Below are 18,160 nucleotides of genomic sequence, written 5' to 3'. Positions count from 1 at the left end.
GCGATCGCTCCTGACTGATAACCCTACCTCAAGATCAAGTTTATTTTCAGAGGAGTATCCCCTACTTGATAAAACTCCTATCTCAAGATATACAGCTTTCTAAAGTAGACGAGGTTTATTTAATGTCGTAACCAAATAAATTGGCATTGATTTCTGCTAGCTCGATATCTTGCAGACCATATTCTTGCCAGCGTCTTTCTACCATTGCTGCGACATCAGGATCCGATTCTAGAGGTTCTCCCCATGCGTGACTAGTTTCGGGAGCGATTTTAGTGGTGGCATCAATTCCCATCCGTCCTCCCAAACCAATTTTGGCACTGGCAAAATCGAGAGTATCGAAAGGAGTGTCGGGAAGAATAAACACATCGCGGGAAGGATCGACTTTAGAACTAATCGCCCAAACTACCTGACGAGGATCGCGAATATTAATGTTTTTATCGACGACAATTACGAATTTAGTGTACGTAAATTGCGGTAACGCGCTCCAAAAAGCGAGAGCGGCGCGTCTGGCTTGTCCTGGATAGGCTTTATCGATCGAGATAATTGCCGCTTTATAACTCAAAGCCTCCATTGGCAAAAAGAAATCAGTAATTTCCGAAACTTGCTGACGCAAAATAGGTGTATAGATGCGGTTTAGAGTGATCGCCATCATCGCTTCTTCTTTGGGAGGACGACCGCTAAAGGTAGTGAGGTAAATGGGATTTTTACGATGGGTCAGAGAGTGGAAGCGAACTAAGGGGGAATCTTCCACGCCGCCATAATAACCCATATGATCGCCAAAAGGTCCATCGGGCAAAACTTCCCCTGGGGTAATCGTACCTTCTAGAACGAACTCCGAATCGGCAGGAACTTCTAAATTTAGCGTTTTACACTTGGTCAGTTTGACTCCACTACCGCCATACAAACCGGCGAATAACCATTCCGATAAATCTACAGGTATGGGAGTTGCTGCCGCCATAATAATCAAAGGATCGACACCCAGCGCGATCGCAATTTCTAATTTTTTACCTGCTTCGGCAGCTTTGCGGAGATGTCTGGCTCCTCCTCTTACCGATAACCAATGAATGGTCATAGTGTTCTTTGACTGTAGCTGAAGGCGATAAACACCTACATTAGGCGTACCCGTTTCTACGTCTTTGGTAATTACCAGTCCTAAAGTAATAATCTTGCCTGCATCACCAGGATAAGGACGAATCATCGGAATTTGATTCAAATCCAAATCTTCATTTTTAACCACTACCTGCTGACAGGGAGGAAAAAAGTCTCTACCTGGTTTGGCTTTGACTACATCGAACAAAACTTTACCAAAGTCTACAGCTTGAGAAATTTTTTTCGGTGGTTTGGGCTGCTGTAGCATTGCCAGCTTTTTACCCAAGTCTTCTAATTCTTCTGGCTGCTGCATATTCATCGCCCAGCAAATCCTTTCAACCGTACCCATAAGGTTGATAGCTACAGGAAAAGGCGAACCCTTAACGTTCTCGAACAGCAGACCAGGACCTCCAGCCTGGAGCATTCGATTGGATATCTCTGCAATCTCCAGGTCAGGATCGACCAATGCCGAAATCCGTTTTAGTTGTCCTCTTTGTTCTAAGGTTTTGATAAATCCCCGTAAATCCCTAGCCATAGTTAAAATAAAATCCGTCTATTTATTATGAACCGATTTGAAACGGGAAAGGTAGAGATAATTGAAGCGATCGCACCATAATTAAAACTTACAATCTCAACTCTAAGTCAGTCGGCAACAATAAACTACATTTTACTACAAAATGTTTACCCGTTCTTTTACCAATGACAAAAAATAAATGACGACCTCCGCCAGTTAGCTCTAGATTAGATTGTCCTGCTAAAATTATGCTTGAGAACTACTTTCACCTCTAATTACCGCAGCACCAATTAAATGAGCCAAGCGTAATGCTTCTGGTACTTTACCGCAGTCCGTCAGGCATTTTAAAGCCGCTGCAACTATCTCTGGCTGCTCTCCCCACACTTGAAAATAAAAAGGAGGATAAGCATAAATTTCTCCTGCTTTTTGCAGTAGTTCGATGCGTTTGGCGCGATCGCTCAATCGAGAGAGAGCTTGTTTCATTTTAGGCAGATTGGGAAGTCGGCGCATTACGGCTACGCAAGGAAGTTGTAGTCTGGTTGACAGATGGGGCAAATCTACCAAATTAAACCCTCCAAAGCCGATACCATCAAGTAGCACCAAATGAAGCTGAGGTAAAAATTTTCCTCCCAGCAATAGCTGACTAATAACCTCAGTTGCATCCCAGCCATCGAGCTGGATTTCGCCCCAAACCATACCTTCAAAACGAGTATTAGCGCAAACAATTCCTGCTATGGGTACCTTTGCTGTCTGATGGCGTGTAAAAGGTGCGTCGTCAAATCCGATCGCTCTAATTTTACGATTTCGTTCGATTAAATCTTTTAATTCCATCAGCATTAATAAATAATGTAGTTAATATCTGTTTCGTTGCTGCTATTAACTACCAACCTCACAATTTATTACCTACCAATGTTTTTTGCCTCGTCAAAACAGTTTAACTATCTTATCTTTGTATTTATAGCTTGCGTAGTAATTTTAGTGAATACTCATCCGATTTACGCTACTGATATGCTAACTAAAGACGGAGTTTTAGAAATAGTTTACAGACAAGCTGAAGCTTGGCAAAGTGGTGATGCTGAAGCGATCGCTAGTGATTTTGCAAAAGACGCTGTTTTTGTAGTTCCAGGAATGAGATTTGAGGGTAGATCGCAAATAAAAGCCGCAGCCCAAGACTATTTTCAGCAATTTACCGATACCAAAATTCAGATTAAAAATACCATTATCGAGGGCAATCGGGGCGCAGTGGAGTGGGATTGGCGCGATCGCCCCAAACAGGCTCAAGATTTTAACTATGCTGAAGATGCTATTATTTTTGAACTAAAGGGCAACAAGATTTTTTATTGGCGAGAGTACATCGAAAAGCAGTCACCGCCTAACGAGTGATAAAACTTATCATCTCATATGAAATCTAAAAAAGAATGCTACACATAGATCTTATAAGGAAGAAGGAAGAGGGAACAAGGTTATTTAGATAATTTCTGTAAAGTAGAAACCATATTGGATGGCACGGATACTGCTGCTCGTCTGATTTGATTGGTTAAACCGTATAGTTCTGATTGTGGAAAATGCTTGGTTAATCGATAGCAAATAACACAAAGCTCGACGCTAGGTTTCCAAATAAATTAGATCTCTTGCATGAATAAATAATCAAACCTTTTTTCCTTTGACCTTTCCCCTAGCTTGACTAGTTAATGATGATTCATGCAAGAAGTCTATTATACCTTCTTCCCTCTTCCTTACAATCCCCGTCCGTTTACGGCGGGGAATTGTGAACGACTCACTGCTCAAACAATGAAATTGCCTTCAAATGCGTAAGTCCTGAATCTATAGTAAAAAAATACTAGTCAGAAAAATTAGGGCACGAGAGCACCAACACCATTGAGAATATAGCCTGGTCGATAGGCAAAGCGATCGAGATTTTCTTGGTTAGTAACTCCACTGAGAACTAATACCGTGTCAATTTCTGATTCTATGCCAGCAATAATATCGGTATCCATGCGATCGCCGATAATAGCCGTTTCTTCTCGCGAACAAGCCAATTTTTTTAACGCGTTACGCATGATTAAAGGATTGGGTTTACCGATAAAGTAAGCTTTAGAATTGGTAGCTAATTCTAATGGTGCAATCAAAGCACCAGTGGCAGGAACGATACCTTTTTCCGAAGGACCGGTTAAGTCGGGATTGGTGCCAATTAATTTAGCACCGTTGAGTACTAAAAGAGTGGCGCGTTCTAGCTTTTCGTAACTATAACTGCGCGTTTCTCCCATTACTACATAATCGGGGGAGGTATCGTTCATGGAGAAACCAGCTTCGTAGAGGGCATTAATCAATCCTGCCTCTCCGATGACAAAGACACTACCTCCAGGAGTTTGCTGGGCTAAAAATGCTGCGGTAGCTAAAGCACTAGTGTAAAAGTTCTCTAGTGCGACTTCAACTCCGAGACGGCGTAACTTCTCCTGTAGTTCTCGCGGCGATCGCTCGCTGCTATTGGTGAGAAACAAAAATTTTTTGTTTTCCGTTTTCAACCAATTGACAAATTCGAGTACTCCTGGCAAAAGTTTATTTCCATGGTAGATTACGCCGTCCATGTCGCAAATAAATGCTGTTTTGCGATGTAGTTTTTCTAGATCTTGTTTTTCTGGTAAAAGTGACATGGAATTATTTTTTTTGCCAGCAACCAAAATGATTATAGACTCGAGCGCACTATGGGAATAAAGTCTGTAGCTTAAAGGCTGGCTAGTCCTTTAAGCTACTCATCGAGCTTTCGCTCCGTGCGATCGCCTTAATTCGCTAGTTACAAGACCTTTGGGATCACACTGCTAATTCTGCACCAGGTTCGGGATGATACATAGTTGCATCCAGTTTACAACCGCGATATGCCAGAGTATAGAGTTCTTGCAGATCTTTAATTAGAGGGTAACGGGGATTAGAACCCGTACACTGGTCGTCGAAGGCTTGTTCTGCTAACGCTTCTACTTGCTCGTAAAATTCTCTTTCTTCTCCCGGTAAAGCTTCTTTAATAGTCAGAGGAATATCGATTTCTGCCTTGAGATTATCGATCGCTTCAACTAATTTTTCTACTTTTTCATCGAGAGTGTTGCCACCTAAATTTAGGTAATCAGCAATTTTGGCATAGCGTTCTTTGGCGTGGGGATATTCGTATTGAGGAAAAATCGCCTGTTTGAATGGGGCATCAGTGGAATTGTAGCGAATGACGTGGGTAATCAACAACGCATTGGCTAAACCGTGGGGAACGTGGAAACTCGAACCCAATTTGTGTGCCATCGAGTGGCAGATTCCCAAGAAAGCATTGGCAAATGCCATTCCGGCAATAGTAGCAGCGTAGTGGACTTTTTCCCTGGCTTCACGGTCTTTGGCACCCAGTTGATAGGCGCGAGGTAAGTATTTCAGCAGGATGTCGATCGCTTCTAGTGCCAGTCCATTAGTAAATTCCGTTGCCAATACGGAAACATAGGCTTCTAAGGCATGGGTTAGGGCATCGATGCCGCCGAAGGCGGTGAGGGATTTGGGCATGTGCAGCACTAATTCGGGATCGACGATCGCCATATGAGGAGTGAGGGCATAGTCGGCGAGGGGATATTTGATCCCGGTGCGATCGTCGGTAACCACAGCAAAGGGAGTCACTTCCGAACCAGTACCGGAAGTAGTAGGAATGGCTACCATCTCTGATTTATTACCGAGAGAAGGCAATTCGTATACCCGTTTGCGGATATCCATAAAACGCATGGCAATGCCTTCAAATTCCACTTCGGGGTGTTCGTACATCAACCAAATTACCTTAGCTGCATCCATGGGAGAGCCACCACCAAAGGCAATAATCACATCGGGTTGAAAAGTATTGACTCTAGCCAGTCCCATTTCAATAGTAGAAAGGTTGGGATCGGGTTGGACATCGTAAAATACTTGGTGTTCGATGTTAATTTCTTCTAAAACATCGGTAACTTCCTTGAGCATTCCCAAATCGAATAAGGGCTTGTCGGTAATGATAAAGGCTCGCTTTTTACCCACCAAATCTCTTAAAGCGACAGGCAAACAACCATATTTGAAATAAATTTTGGGCGGTACCCGAAACCAGAGCATATTTTCCCGTCGTTCGGAGACGGTTTTGATGTTGAGTAGATGGGAAACGCTGACGTTTTCACTCACAGAGTTACCGCCCCAAGTGCCGCAACCCAAGGTTAAAGAGGGGTCTAACTTAAAGTTATACAAATCGCCGATCGCTCCTTGGGAAGAAGGAGTATTAATTAACACCCTACCAGTAGAGACATGGGAATCAAAATAATCAATGCGATCGCTGTTGCTAGAGGCTGTATAAAGTACGGAAGTATGTCCTCGTCCTCCTAGTAAAATTAGTTCTTCGGCTTTCTCTGTTGCCGTTTTAAAATCGACTACCCGATACATTGCCAAGATTGGGGAAAGTTTTTCAATAGAAAATGGTTCGTCATGTCCCACTTTATCGATTTCCCCGATCAGCACTTTGGTTGCTTCGGGAATTTCGATTCCGGCTAGCTGAGCGATTTTAGCTACCGATTGACCGACTATTGCCGGATTAATCCGTCCATCTTTAACCAGCACGGCACTTACCTGAGCTCTTTCTTCGGGAGATAGAAAATAGCCCCCTCTCAGGGCAAATTCTTGCTTGACGCGATCGTATACTTCATCGACGACAATCACTGATTGTTCTGAAGCGCAAATCATGCCATTGTCAAAGGTTTTACTCAATAAAATCGAGCTTACGGCTAATTCGACCTCGGCAGTTTCATCAACGACAGCGGGAGTATTGCCCGCACCTACACCCAAAGATGGTTTGCCCGAAGAATATGCCGCTTTAACCATTCCCGGACCTCCAGTAGCCAGAATTAAATTCATACTGGGATGTTTCATTAATGTCTGGGATAACTCCACTGTCGGTTCGTCGATCCAACCGATAATATCTTCTGGTGCACCGGCAGCTACGGCGGCATCTAAAACTGTTTTTGCTGCTGCGATCGTACATTCTTTTGCTCTCGGATGGGGAGAAAAGATAATGGCATTGCGGGTTTTAAGAGCGATTAATGCTTTAAAAATTGCCGTAGACGTGGGATTGGTTGTCGGTACGATTCCCGCCAGAACTCCCACTGGTTCGGCAATTTTTTGAATGCCGTAGTGAGAATCAGATTCAATGACACCGCAGGTAGCTTCGTGTTTGTATTTGTTGTAGATAAATTCTGAAGCGAAATGATTTTTAATTACTTTATCTTCTACTAGCCCCATATTGGTCTCTTTAACCGCTAATTTGGCTAGAGGAATTCGGCGATCGTTAGCAGCTAAAGCAGCTTGTTTGAATATTTTATCTACCTGTTGTTGAGTAAAACTAGCATATTGACTTTGAGCGGCTTTGACTTTTTGAATCAGGAGATTTAGTTCTTCTATGTTGGTAACTTTCATATCGATGTTTAAGTGTTAATAGTTATTAGACATTGGTCATTAGTCATTCGTCACTAGTCTTTAGTTGCAAAGGACAAAGAACGAATGACAAAAAACAACAGATCGAGACAAGATCAATAAACTTTAATGCCGTATTCTTGAAAAATATTTTTGGCCATGGCGACTAATTCTGGAGATGCAGGCGGAGTATCTTTGAGTTGGTAGTCGTAACCCAGCCTTTCCCATTTATACTCTCCCATTTTATGAAATGGCAAAATTTCTACTCTTTCGACATTATGCAAACTAGATACAAACTTAGCTAAACCTCTAATATTTTCAGGTGGATCGGTAAGTCGGGGAACTAAGACGAATCGGATCCAAGTCGGTTTATCAATTTCACTTAAATAGCGAGCTAGATTGAGAGTTGGTTGGAGTGATACACTGGTTACTTGACGATAGATTTTAGGATCGAAAGATTTAATATCGAGTAATACTAAGTCTACATAATCTAGAATAGTTTTTGCCGTAGCTAATTTGACATAACCAGAAGTATCTAAAGCCGTATGAATTCCTAATGCTTGACAACGGCGAAAAACCTCACCGACAAACTCCGGCTGCATTAAAGGTTCGCCACCAGTTATGGTTACTCCTCCACCAGAAAACTTCATATAAGAACGATATTTTTGGATATCTGCAATTAATTTCTCAACTGTGACTTCTTTCCCTCCATCGGGATAGCGACAGTCAGGATTGTGACAGTAGAGACATCTTAAGGGACATCCTTGGGTAAAAATTACATAGCGAATACCAGGACCATCAACCGTGCCACAAGTTTCAATTGAATGAATTTTACCTTTGGTTTGAGATTGAGAAGTTGTTGTCATCGATTAATAATTTATAGTCATTAGTCAGCGATTGCCAAGTACGAAAAACAAAAGACTACGAGCAAGTTTATCGTCTTAATTTAACTTGACTGATGGACGAGCATTATGTCACAGGGAACGTGGTGAGAGACATAGTTACTAACACTACCCATAAGCAATTCGTTCAAACCTTTTCTACCGTGACTGCCAATTACAATTAAGTCTGCTTGCCATTCTCGGGCAGATTGACAGATTTTATGTTCTGGTTTGCCAATTTCTCGAACTAATTCTGCCGAAACTCCAGCTCGCATCGCTTTCTCCGCTAGAGATTGTAAATAATCTAATTTACTTTCTACTCGAACTTGCCATTCTTGTTGTGCGGTTTCATCGATATTGTCAGAGTAATAGCCACTGCCAGCTAGAGAGACTTGGTTACGATATTCTGCCTCCGCTGGAGAAATAACGTTGAGTAACTGTAATTCAGCATTAAACATCTGAGCTAGCAATAAGCTTTGTTCAAAGGCTTTCTGGCTAAGTTGGCTATCATCCAAGGCAACAAGAATTTTGTGATACATCGCTCGGCTCCGGTAGGTGATAATCGCTCGAATTATGCTCTGGGTTTTTCAAATTGCCCGGATCGCAGTACGAAGATGAAAGACAATTTGTTTGACTTAATCTCATCATAAAAAAAATCTGGAGGATAGAGCAGATTTTTAAGGTTTTTTTGAGATCTTAACTAAGTAAATATTTTATTTAGATAATTTGTAGCGGATTTAGCGATCGCGCAAATTTTGAATTTTGTGCTTAACTTTTATGCTTAATTTTAATAATAATTTGTGCTTTCTCAATAGATTGTATAATATTACAAACATCAGTCATTTTTTATCAAAATTATCATCAAAATTTATTTTGATAATTTATGTAGTTTAAAATTAGTTATTGTCAAACCTAGCAAATAAAATAGCATGAGTAAAACCAAAATCGATCCTTATTTGCAATTGCTGGAAATTCCCCCAGGACACCTGAATATTATGGGTTATGTTGACGAATCGGAAGTTAATGGTCCTGGTAGCCGTGCAGTAGTTTGGTTACAAGGGTGTCAGCGAGAATGTGATGGCTGTTTCAATCCCGAATCTTGGTCATTTGAGATTAATCAATTAATTTCCATCGAACAACTGACAACGAAAATATTAAATAATCCTAAAAATACTGGAGTAACTTTTTCTGGTGGAGAACCTTTTTGGCAAGCAACAGCATTAACTGAAGTAGCCAAAAAAGTTAAAGCAGCTGGACTAAATGTAATGTCTTTTACTGGCTTTACTTTAGAGAGATTGCAGTCAGAATATGCTCCCGCTCGCAGTCGAGAATTGCTCGCCCAACTCGATATTTTAATTGATGGTGCCTTTGTCAAATCGCTAGCAGTTAACGATCCCAATTCCTTGGTTTCTTCTTGTAATCAAAAAGTTCATATTTTTAACCCCGAGCTAAAAGATAAACTCGATTGGGCAAGCGACCAAATAGAAATACACATTCTTCAAGACGGTAATCGAATTATTACTGGTTTTCGAGGTTCTTTATCAGAATGATGGATTTTTGTTAGTAATTAGTAGTTTTTTGTTTTCCTACTAACTTAACTACTAACCACTAACATAATCTTTACCGACTTGTTGTCTAATTGGCTTCAAACCCTCTTATGAAAGGTACGACCAATCACATCTAACTGTTGTTCCCGGGTAAGTTTGATAAAGTTGACCGCATAACCAGAGACGCGAATGGTTAGTTGAGGGTAGAGTTCGGGATGTTCCATGGCATCGATTAGAGTTTCGCGATTTAACACGTTGATATTGATATGGTGTCCCGTGTCGTGGAAGTAACCATCTAACATTCCGGCGAGGTTATTAATTTTGCTGTCTTCAGATTTGCCTAATGCCTCGGGAACGATCGAGAAGGTATAGGAAATACCGTCTTGGGCGTGTTCGTAAGGCAGCTTGGCTACAGATTCCAGGGCAGCGATCGCGCCTTTGGTATCTCGTCCGTGCATCGGGTTGGCGCCAGGGGCAAAGGGTTGTCCGGCTTTGCGTCCGTCGGGAGTATTGCCGGTTTTCTTGCCATAGACGACGTTAGAAGTAATCGTCAGAATTGACTGGGTGGGAACTGCACCGCGATAGGTTTTGTGCTGGCGGATTTTGTTCATAAAGTCTTCTATCAGTTTGGCGGTAATTTTATCCACGCGCTCGTCGTTGTTGCCAAACTTGGGATAATTTCCTTCAATGGTGTAGTCTACTGCCAAGCCATCTTCATTGCGAATCACTTTAACTTTGGCATATTTAATTGCCGATAAAGCATCCCCTACCACCGATAAACCAGCTACGCCACAAGCCATCGTCCGATAGACATCGCGATCGTGCAGTGCCATTTCTAACCTTTCGTAGCAATACTTATCGTGCATATAGTGGATGACGTTGAGGGTGTTGACGTAAAGTTTCGCCAACCAACCCATCATCAAATCGAATTTGGCAGTTACTTCTTCGTAATCTAAATATTCCGAAGTTATCGGTGCAAACATCGGGGCGATTTGTTCCCCAGCTTTTTCGTCTTTACCGCCATTGATGGCATAGAGTAAAGCTTTGGCTAAATTGACCCTGGCACCAAAAAACTGCATCTGTTTGCCAATTCGCATTCCCGATACGCAGCAAGCGATCCCGTAATCATCGCCGTAGTAGCTACGCATCAGATCGTCGTTTTCATATTGAATCGAACTGGTATCGGCAGAAACTTTAGCGCAGAAGCGTTTGAAGCCGACAGGCAATTTTTCCGACCAGAGAACGGTAAGATTTGGTTCCGGGGCGGCTCCTAAGTTATATAGAGTATTTAAGAAACGAAAACTATTTTTAGTTACTAAAGTTCTGCCATCTTCTCCCATACCGCCAATGGATTCAGTTACCCAAGTAGGATCGCCAGAAAACAGTTCGTTATAGGCAGGATGACGTAAGAAACGTACCATCCGCAGTTTCATTACGAAATGGTCGATGAGTTCTTGAATTTCGGCTTCGGTAACGTCGCCATTATCTAAATCTCGTTGGCAATAGATATCGAGAAAAGTAGAAACCCTACCCAAAGACATTGCCGCACCGTTTTGTTCTTTAACTGCACCTAAATAGCCAAAATAAGTCCACTGTACTGCTTCTCTGGCATTGGCTGCAGGTTGAGAGATATCGCAGCCATAACTAGCCGCCATTTGTACTAGTTCTTTAAGGGCGCGGATCTGTTCGGAAATTTCTTCTCTTAGCCGAATTATCTCTTCATCGAAAGTATCTACTTCTAGAGAGTATAGCTGTGCTTGCTTGTCTGCAATCAGGCGAGCGCAACCGTATAAAGCTACCCGACGATAATCGCCGATAATTCTACCCCTACCGTAAGCATCGGGTAAACCGGTAATAATTCCCGAATGCCGTGCCAATTTCATTTCGCGGCTGTAGGCATCGAAAACTCCATCGTTATGAGTTTTGCGGTATTTGGTAAAAATTTCTTGGGTTTGAGGATCTAACTGATAGCCATAAGCTTCAAGAGAACTTTTAACCACCCGAATGCCACCAAAAGGCATAATTGCCCGTTTTAGAGGTTTATCGGTTTGTAAGCCGACAATTTTTTCTAAGTCTCGGTCGATATAGCCTGGGGCGTGGGCGGTAATGGAAGCAGGCATCTTGGTATCTGTATCTAAAATACCTCTTTCCCGCTCTACTGCCATCAAGTCTTTAACTTTTGCCCAAAGCTGATGTGTGACTTCGGTGGTACTAGCTAAAAACGATCCATCTCCTTCATAGGGAGTGTAGTTTTGCTGTATAAAATCGCGGAGGTTAATTTCTTCCGACCATTTACCTGAAACGAAACCTTTCCATTGTTGCAACATAATCAGATGTATCTCCTATATTTCCACTTGCTTTTGTGACCTAAGTTACCAAATTACTTGAATTATTCTTAGGACGAAATTAGTCATCGTTGAAAGTAAGGTTGAATCGATCGAATAATCTATTTTAAAATTTAATTACTAGAATTTTTGAGTACATTTGAGTACATTTTTTTCAGTAGTTCGATAGCAGCTTGCTTAGAATCTCTAGATAAGTTATTAGTAATTTAAGTTAGGACTCTTTCTCCCTCTGTCTCGCTTACACCTCTAAATTAACAGTACCATAACTACTATTACAACTCAGTTTACAAAAGGTAAAAATAATATATTATCCCAAATAAACAACATTTGTCTTGTTTTACTCTTGCTCTCTTAGACTAGAATATTCACTGAGTTTTGTGACATAAAAGAATCATAAAAAATACTGACGAACATTAATAAAAAATTAAAAGCAAAATAGCAAACATTTTAAAAAAAATTAATTGATTATAATCGAAGGGAAAAATCGAGCTTACCCTACATTAAAACTCGCAAACAAGTCTATGACCATCTATATGAATCTGACCGTCGATCCCGCTCATGATATTACCAACTATCGACGGCGACCTCTAGACAGAATTTTTACTCCCAAAACTGTAGCCGTTATCGGTGCGACAGACCGTCCCGGTAGCGTAGGCAGAACTTTACTTTGGAATCTAATTAGTAATCCTTTTGGCGGTACGGTATTTCCCGTCAACCCCAAGCGGGATAATGTTCTCGGGATTAAAGCCTATCAAGATATAACTGCTATTGCCAGCGCGATCGATCTAGCTGTCATTGCTACTCCAGCTGCCACAGTCCCTACGGTGATTCGTCAATGTGCCGCCGCGGGGGTAAAAGGAGTAATTATCCTCTCGGCAGGATTTAAAGAAATTGGTACGGTAGGGATTGAGTTAGAACGGCAAATTTTATTTGAAGCTCGTCGTCATCAAATGCGGATTATCGGACCTAATTGTCTGGGACTGATGAATCCCAGCAATGGTCTAAATGCTACCTTTGCCGGTACTATGGCACGTCCCGGTAATGTGGGTTTTATCAGTCAGAGTGGGGCATTATGTACGGCAATTTTAGACTGGAGTTTCCAAGAAAACGTCGGTTTTAGTACTTTTGTCTCTATCGGTTCGATGCTTGATGTCAGTTGGGGCGATTTAATTTATCATCTTGGTGACGATCCAGCTACCACCAGCATTGCTATTTATATGGAATCTATTGGTGATGCTAGCTCTTTTCTCTCGGCAGCGAGAGAAGTGGCATTAACCAAACCGATTATCGTAATTAAAGGGGGACGTACTGGTGCGGCAGCCGATGCAGCAGCTTCACACACAGGTACCTTAGCCGGTAGCGATGATGTCTTAGATGCAGCATTTCGTCGTTGTGGCGTATTGCGAGTCGATACTATCGAAGACCTATTTAATATGACTGAATTGCTAGCCAAGCAACCTCGTCCTAAGGGCAAACGCTTGACTATTCTAACTAATGCTGGTGGACCGGGAGTATTGGCTACTGATGCCCTAATTAGAGAAGGAGGAGCTTTAACCTCATTATCTCCCGAAACTACCACTCAGTTAGATAAAGTCTTACCTGCTCACTGGAGTCGCCACAATCCGATTGATATCCTCGGCGATGCTACGGCAGAACGCTATACCGAAGCTTTAAAAATAGCAGCAGCAGATAATAACAGTGATGGTCTATTAGTCATCCTTACTCCTCAAGCGATGACTGATGCCACCAAAATAGCAACTCAATTGCAAGAAACCGTTAAGGAATTAAATGGCAAACCCCTACTAGCTAGCTGGATGGGAGGAGAAAATGTTACCGAAGGAGAAATGATTCTCAACCGTGCAGGGATTTATACCATGCCCTATCCCGACACGGCTGCCCATCTGTTTAACTTGATGTGGAATTATAGCTATAACCTTAAGGGTTTGTATGAAACTCCAGTATTAGCAGCCAATGACAATGGTCACAATCGTAGTAGTTGCGCTCGAGCAGCAGCAATTTTAAATCGAGTTAGAGATACGGGGCGCACTTTACTGACAGAATATGAATCGAAACAGTTACTAACTGCCTATGATATTCCTACTATAACTACTGAAATTGCTACAAGTGAAGCACGAGCAGTAGAAATAGCCAATCAAATTGGTTATCCAGTAGTTCTCAAACTCCACTCTGAAACCATTACCCACAAAACCGATGTGGGTGGAGTACATCTCAACCTCAATAATGCCGATGCCGTCATCAATGCCTACAATTCAATTAAACAAGCCGTCGAACCAACCCACTTTCTCGGCGTTACCGTGCAGCCAATGGTCAAACTCGATGGCTACGAACTAATCGTAGGTAGCAGTATCGATGCACAATTTGGACCAGTGTTGTTATTTGGAACTGGGGGGCAGTTAGTAGAAGTATTTAAAGACAGCTCTTTAGCTTTACCGCCGCTCAATACCACTCTAGCACGCAGGATGATGGAACAAACTCGCATCTATGAAGCCCTTAAGGGAGTTAGAGGTAGAAAAGCGGTAGACTTAACCGCCCTAGCTAAATTAATGGTGCGTTTCAGCGAGTTAATTGTAGAACAACCCTGGATCGAGGAAATCGAGATCAATCCTCTATTAGTATCAGAAAATAACCTGTTGGCTTTAGATGCTCGCGTTGTCCTCCACGACCGAGAGACTCACGAGTCGAAACTTCCGCGGGTTGCCATTCGTCCCTATCCTACCCAGTATGTAAAATATTGGACGTTAAACGATGGTAAACAAGTAACCATTCGTCCGATTCGTCCCGAAGACGAGCCACTGATTGTTGACTTTCACCAAACCCTTTCGGAAGAAAGCGTTTATTTCCGCTATTTTCACCTGATCGGGTTACAAGCCAGAGTGGCTCACGAACGACTAACACGGATTTGTTTTATCGATTACGATCGCGAAATGGCATTAGTAGCCGATTACCTCGATCCCAATACGGGAGAAAGCGAGATTTTAGGAGTAGGTCGTTTGAGTAAAATCTACGGCACCAATGAAGCAGAGTTTGGTATGTTAGTCAGCGATCGTCATCAGGGTCGAGGTTTGGGTACAGAATTACTAAAGACCTTGCTCGATATCGGTCGGCAAGAACAATTATCCGGTATCAGTGCTGAAATTCTCCCCGAAAATCATACTATGCAACATTTGTGTAGCAAAGTAGGTTTTAAACTTCAGAGAAATATGGATCTAGTCAAGGCCTATTTCGAACTTGTATGAAATAAAAACCGAAATACTACATTTAGGTGCGATCGGACAGAAGGCACAGAGCGCGATGTTAGAGGCTCACTCCAACATCGCGCTCTCTTCAATTTCGTCTCGGTTGTTCGTGTCGTTTTACTGATCGATTGTATTTTACTCAACTAAAAATCGCTGTAAGCTCGGTTTTCAACTAGATACTTTTAAATGCATTGAACGATAAGCTTTGTCAATTAATTATAAAATATTTTTATATAAAAGTTCTTATAAAATTCTGTTAGCTTATTAATAGGTAATAAAAGTTAAGCAGAACAGATTAAAAAATGACCGATCTAATTCAAAGTTTTTACCAAAAACCTCTAAATCCTTGGCAATTTCTCCAACAATGGCTTGATGGTTTAGAAATCCAAGAAGCTCAAACAGCAAGACGCATCGTTAAATTGATTCCCAGTCAATGTCCATTTGCCAGAGAAATACAGGTGTTTGGTAAAGTTATTTTCCGGATTCCAGCATTGTGTAAATTCAATCCTTTATACGAGCAATTGATGGGATTGCGATTTCGCGCACTGTGCTTTCTCGCCGACTCGTGCGATGAAGATGTTACCTCTTATTGCTTGTAATCCAACCAAAATTTAACAATTGGAATCTTTTAGCAAGGTTCGGTTATTGAAAATTTAGAGTACTTATCTAGGAGTCACTTATGGTTGCACTCATTAATACCGATCGAACGACTAAAGTTAGTGGAAGACTGACCCTCCAAACCGTCGAACTAGCACCAGAGACTACGGCAATTCGTTGTCTAGATTGGGATCGCGATCGCTTTGATATTGAATTTGGCTTGCAAAACGGAACGACCTACAATTCTTTTATCGTTCAAGGAGAAAAACTAGCTTTAGTCGATACAACTCACGCTAAGTTTCGCCAGCTTTATCTCGATCTACTAACCAGTTTAATCGATCTATCTCAATTAGATTATCTAATTATCAGTCATACCGAACCCGATCACAGTGGTTTGGTTAAAGATATCTTGGCGTTAGCACCCCAAGTTACGGTAATCGGGGCAAAGGTGGCGATTCAGTTTTTAGAAAATATGGTGCATCAACCCTTCCAACATCAGACCGTTAAAAATGGCGATCGCTTAGATTTGGGCAATGGGCATTACTTAGAATTCGTTTCGGCTCCCAATTTGCACTGGCCAGATACCATCTTTACCTACGACAACAAAACCCAAATTCTCTATACTTGCGATGCTTTTGGGATGCACTATTGCGATGAGCCTACTTTTGATGAAAATTTAGAATTAATCGAGGCAGACTTTGAATATTACTATGACTGCTTGATGAAACCCAACGCCCGTTCGGTTTTAGCTGCCATCAAACGGATGGGGAAACTCGAAGTAGATACCATCGCCACGGGACATGGACCTTTAGTACAGTACCATCGTGACGAATTAGTCGATCGCTATCGGCAATGGAGTCAGGCACAAACCAAAACTGATACTTTGGTGGCGCTATTTTATTCTGAAGATTACGGCTATAGTGACGAACTCGCTCGTGCGATCGCTCATGGCATTACTAAAACCGGAGTAGCAGTAGAATTAGTCCATTGGAACGATACCGAACCTCAAGAAGTCAGAGAATTAGTCGAGCAAGCGGAGGGGTTAGTATTAGGAATGCTACCCCAATCAGACTCAGAAGCCCAGGCGATTCTCAGTACCATTTTAGCAGCCGCACAGGGTAAACAAGTGATCGCTTTATTTGAAACTGGCGGTGGTGAAGATGAACCAATTTATCCTTTACGAAATAAATTCCAAGAAATCGGCTTAACCGAAGCTTTTCCCCCAATTTTAGTTAAAGAATCTAGCGATCGAGTAATCACACAAATCTGCGATGAAGCTGGTACCGATCTGGGTCAATGGTTGACTCGAGATCGCACTGTCAAACAAATCAAAGCCATTGATAACAGTTTGCAAAAAGCCTTGGGCAGAATTAGCAATGGTTTATACATCATCACCGCCCAAAAAGGAGAGATTTCCAGCGCGATGGTGGCTTCTTGGGTAACCCAAGCTAGTTTATCTCCTTTGGGAATTGCGATCGCAGTAGCTAAAGATCGGGCGATTGAATCTTTCTTACACATTGGCGATCGTTTCGTGTTGAATGTCTTAGAAGAAGGCAATTATCAGCACTTAATCAAACATTTTCTCAAACGTTTTCCCCCTGGTGCAGACCGCTTTGCAGGAGTTAAAACCGTACCTGCTAATAATGGTTCGCCAATTATTGCCGAATCTCTAGCTTACATTGAATGCCAAGTTGAAAGTCGCTTAGAATGCAGCGATCACTGGATCGTCTATAGTATCGTGCAAGCTGGCAGAGTTGCCAAACTAGATGCTTTGACTGCCGTTCACCATCGCAAGATAGGGAATCATTACTAAGTTATTAAGTCATTTGTTATCAGCTTTTAACTGCCTCCTCTGCTTTGTTCCCTAGTCTCGTCGCGATCTCTCACTCTTAATCTCATGGAAAAACTTGCCAACACTCCATCAACACCCTGGTATAAATTACTGAATAGCAGTAGTGTAATCAAAATTTTGGAATTCATTCAAGATTCGATTATCATCTCGCTCTGCATCGGTTTATTTTGCTTTATGGCAATTCAGTTACGAGAGATGTTCGTATCTCTACTGCCGCCACTGAATTTTCCCCGAGTAACCGCTGATATTTTGTTTTTGCTGATTTTAGTCGAATTATTTCGCCTATTAATCATTTACTTGCAAGAACGTCGTGTTTCTATTGGTGTCGCCGTCGAAGTTTCCATCGTTTCGGTTTTAAGAGAAATCATTGTCAAAGGAATTCTCGAAACTCCATGGAATCAGGTATTAGCAACTTGTTCTTTTTTACTCGTTTTAGCAGTTTTGTTAGTAGTCCGAGTGTGGATACCTCCGACTTTTGAAGGCATCGATCCCGAACAAAAAGTATCTGAGCGATACAAACAAAAGATCGTCAACGGTAAACAGCCTATTAGTCGTTAGTGATTGGTAGTTAGCTTGGTGATTTACTTTTGACTGTTTACTTTACTTTTTCCATAATTTGACATTCCTAAATTT

Annotated in this window: 14 protein-coding genes; 6 read left to right on the top strand and 8 right to left on the bottom strand. The window is 41.8% G+C overall.

Going from position 1 to position 18,160, the window contains the following annotated elements:
• Positions 1 to 115: 115 nt before the first annotated feature.
• Positions 116 to 1,624 carry a UbiD family decarboxylase gene (locus ACLFKQ_RS11550; protein WP_448999958.1) on the bottom strand — a complete coding sequence of 503 codons (1,509 nt, stop codon included), beginning with the start codon at positions 1,622 to 1,624 and terminating at the stop codon, positions 116 to 118.
• Between the two features lie 225 nt (positions 1,625 to 1,849).
• Positions 1,850 to 2,434 (bottom strand): endonuclease dU, encoded by a 585-nt coding sequence (locus tag ACLFKQ_RS11545; protein WP_449000345.1) that lies wholly within the window; start codon positions 2,432 to 2,434, stop codon positions 1,850 to 1,852.
• Positions 2,435 to 2,611: 177 nt separating this feature from the next.
• Here ACLFKQ_RS11545 and ACLFKQ_RS11540 point away from each other — a divergent pair, with 177 nt between their 5' ends.
• Positions 2,612 to 2,986, top strand: a complete 375-nt coding sequence (locus ACLFKQ_RS11540) for a nuclear transport factor 2 family protein (protein ID WP_448999957.1) — start codon at positions 2,612 to 2,614, stop codon at positions 2,984 to 2,986.
• Between the two features lie 80 nt (positions 2,987 to 3,066).
• Here ACLFKQ_RS11540 and ACLFKQ_RS11535 read toward each other — a convergent pair whose 3' ends face one another.
• The 5 genes from ACLFKQ_RS11535 to ACLFKQ_RS11515 form a co-directional block, all read right to left on the bottom strand.
• On the bottom strand, positions 3,067 to 3,222 hold the full coding sequence (locus ACLFKQ_RS11535) for a four helix bundle protein (RefSeq protein WP_449000344.1): 156 nt from the start codon (positions 3,220 to 3,222) through the stop codon (positions 3,067 to 3,069).
• A 234-nt stretch (positions 3,223 to 3,456) separates the two neighbouring features.
• Positions 3,457 to 4,257, bottom strand: coding sequence for an HAD-IIA family hydrolase (locus ACLFKQ_RS11530; RefSeq protein ID WP_448999956.1), 801 nt, complete (start codon positions 4,255 to 4,257; stop codon positions 3,457 to 3,459).
• 157 nt (positions 4,258 to 4,414) lie between these two features.
• Entirely contained in the window at positions 4,415 to 7,051 is a 2,637-nt protein-coding gene (adhE, locus tag ACLFKQ_RS11525; RefSeq protein ID WP_448999955.1) for a bifunctional acetaldehyde-CoA/alcohol dehydrogenase, read from the bottom strand.
• 113 nt (positions 7,052 to 7,164) lie between these two features.
• Positions 7,165 to 7,914: a pyruvate formate-lyase-activating protein gene (gene pflA / locus ACLFKQ_RS11520; RefSeq protein WP_448999954.1), complete on the bottom strand. Its 750-nt coding sequence runs from the start codon at positions 7,912 to 7,914 to the stop codon at positions 7,165 to 7,167.
• An 80-nt stretch (positions 7,915 to 7,994) separates the two neighbouring features.
• Entirely contained in the window at positions 7,995 to 8,468 is a 474-nt protein-coding gene (locus tag ACLFKQ_RS11515; RefSeq protein WP_448999953.1) for a universal stress protein, read from the bottom strand.
• A 390-nt stretch (positions 8,469 to 8,858) separates the two neighbouring features.
• On the opposite strand from ACLFKQ_RS11515, the gene ACLFKQ_RS11510 reads away from it, so the two are divergent.
• A complete protein-coding gene (locus ACLFKQ_RS11510; protein WP_448999952.1) occupies positions 8,859 to 9,479 on the top strand; it encodes a 4Fe-4S single cluster domain-containing protein in 621 nt (206 codons plus the stop codon).
• 95 nt (positions 9,480 to 9,574) lie between these two features.
• On the opposite strand, the gene pflB is transcribed toward ACLFKQ_RS11510, so the two are convergent.
• Positions 9,575 to 11,803, bottom strand: a complete 2,229-nt coding sequence (gene pflB, locus ACLFKQ_RS11505) for a formate C-acetyltransferase (protein ID WP_448999951.1) — start codon at positions 11,801 to 11,803, stop codon at positions 9,575 to 9,577.
• Between the two features lie 539 nt (positions 11,804 to 12,342).
• On the opposite strand from pflB, the gene ACLFKQ_RS11500 reads away from it, so the two are divergent.
• The 4 genes from ACLFKQ_RS11500 (at position 12,343) to ACLFKQ_RS11485 (ending at position 18,085) form a co-directional block, all read left to right on the top strand.
• Positions 12,343 to 15,078, top strand: coding sequence for a bifunctional acetate--CoA ligase family protein/GNAT family N-acetyltransferase (locus ACLFKQ_RS11500; RefSeq protein WP_448999950.1), 2,736 nt, complete (start codon positions 12,343 to 12,345; stop codon positions 15,076 to 15,078).
• A 302-nt stretch (positions 15,079 to 15,380) separates the two neighbouring features.
• Positions 15,381 to 15,677, top strand: coding sequence for a Mo-dependent nitrogenase C-terminal domain-containing protein (locus tag ACLFKQ_RS11495; protein WP_448999949.1), 297 nt, complete (start codon positions 15,381 to 15,383; stop codon positions 15,675 to 15,677).
• Positions 15,678 to 15,757: 80 nt separating this feature from the next.
• Entirely contained in the window at positions 15,758 to 17,488 is a 1,731-nt protein-coding gene (locus ACLFKQ_RS11490; RefSeq protein WP_448999948.1) for a diflavin flavoprotein, read from the top strand.
• An 84-nt stretch (positions 17,489 to 17,572) separates the two neighbouring features.
• A complete protein-coding gene (locus ACLFKQ_RS11485) occupies positions 17,573 to 18,085 on the top strand; it encodes a phosphate-starvation-inducible PsiE family protein (protein WP_448999947.1) in 513 nt (170 codons plus the stop codon).
• The last annotated feature ends 75 nt before the right edge of the window (positions 18,086 to 18,160 follow it).

Source organism: Myxosarcina sp. GI1(2024) (genome assembly GCF_053543375.1).
The sequence above is the reverse complement of the archived record's forward strand: the minus strand, read 5'-3'. Positions and strand labels throughout refer to the sequence as shown.

What these genes read in the sequence shown, in the direction of transcription:
- ACLFKQ_RS11550 (WP_448999958.1), bottom strand. Translation starts at nt 1,624, where the DNA reads ATGGCTAGGGATTTACGGGGATTTATCAAAACCTTAGAACAAAGAGGA.
- ACLFKQ_RS11545 (WP_449000345.1), bottom strand. Translation starts at nt 2,434, where the DNA reads ATGGAATTAAAAGATTTAATCGAACGAAATCGTAAAATTAGAGCGATC.
- ACLFKQ_RS11540 (WP_448999957.1), top strand. Translation starts at nt 2,612, where the DNA reads ATGCTAACTAAAGACGGAGTTTTAGAAATAGTTTACAGACAAGCTGAA.
- ACLFKQ_RS11530 (WP_448999956.1), bottom strand. Translation starts at nt 4,257, where the DNA reads ATGTCACTTTTACCAGAAAAACAAGATCTAGAAAAACTACATCGCAAA.
- adhE (WP_448999955.1), bottom strand. Translation starts at nt 7,051, where the DNA reads ATGAAAGTTACCAACATAGAAGAACTAAATCTCCTGATTCAAAAAGTC.
- pflA (WP_448999954.1), bottom strand. Translation starts at nt 7,914, where the DNA reads ATGACAACAACTTCTCAATCTCAAACCAAAGGTAAAATTCATTCAATT.
- ACLFKQ_RS11515 (WP_448999953.1), bottom strand. Translation starts at nt 8,468, where the DNA reads ATGTATCACAAAATTCTTGTTGCCTTGGATGATAGCCAACTTAGCCAG.
- ACLFKQ_RS11510 (WP_448999952.1), top strand. Translation starts at nt 8,859, where the DNA reads ATGAGTAAAACCAAAATCGATCCTTATTTGCAATTGCTGGAAATTCCC.
- pflB (WP_448999951.1), bottom strand. Translation starts at nt 11,803, where the DNA reads ATGTTGCAACAATGGAAAGGTTTCGTTTCAGGTAAATGGTCGGAAGAA.
- ACLFKQ_RS11500 (WP_448999950.1), top strand. Translation starts at nt 12,343, where the DNA reads ATGACCATCTATATGAATCTGACCGTCGATCCCGCTCATGATATTACC.
- ACLFKQ_RS11495 (WP_448999949.1), top strand. Translation starts at nt 15,381, where the DNA reads ATGACCGATCTAATTCAAAGTTTTTACCAAAAACCTCTAAATCCTTGG.
- ACLFKQ_RS11490 (WP_448999948.1), top strand. Translation starts at nt 15,758, where the DNA reads ATGGTTGCACTCATTAATACCGATCGAACGACTAAAGTTAGTGGAAGA.
- ACLFKQ_RS11485 (WP_448999947.1), top strand. Translation starts at nt 17,573, where the DNA reads ATGGAAAAACTTGCCAACACTCCATCAACACCCTGGTATAAATTACTG.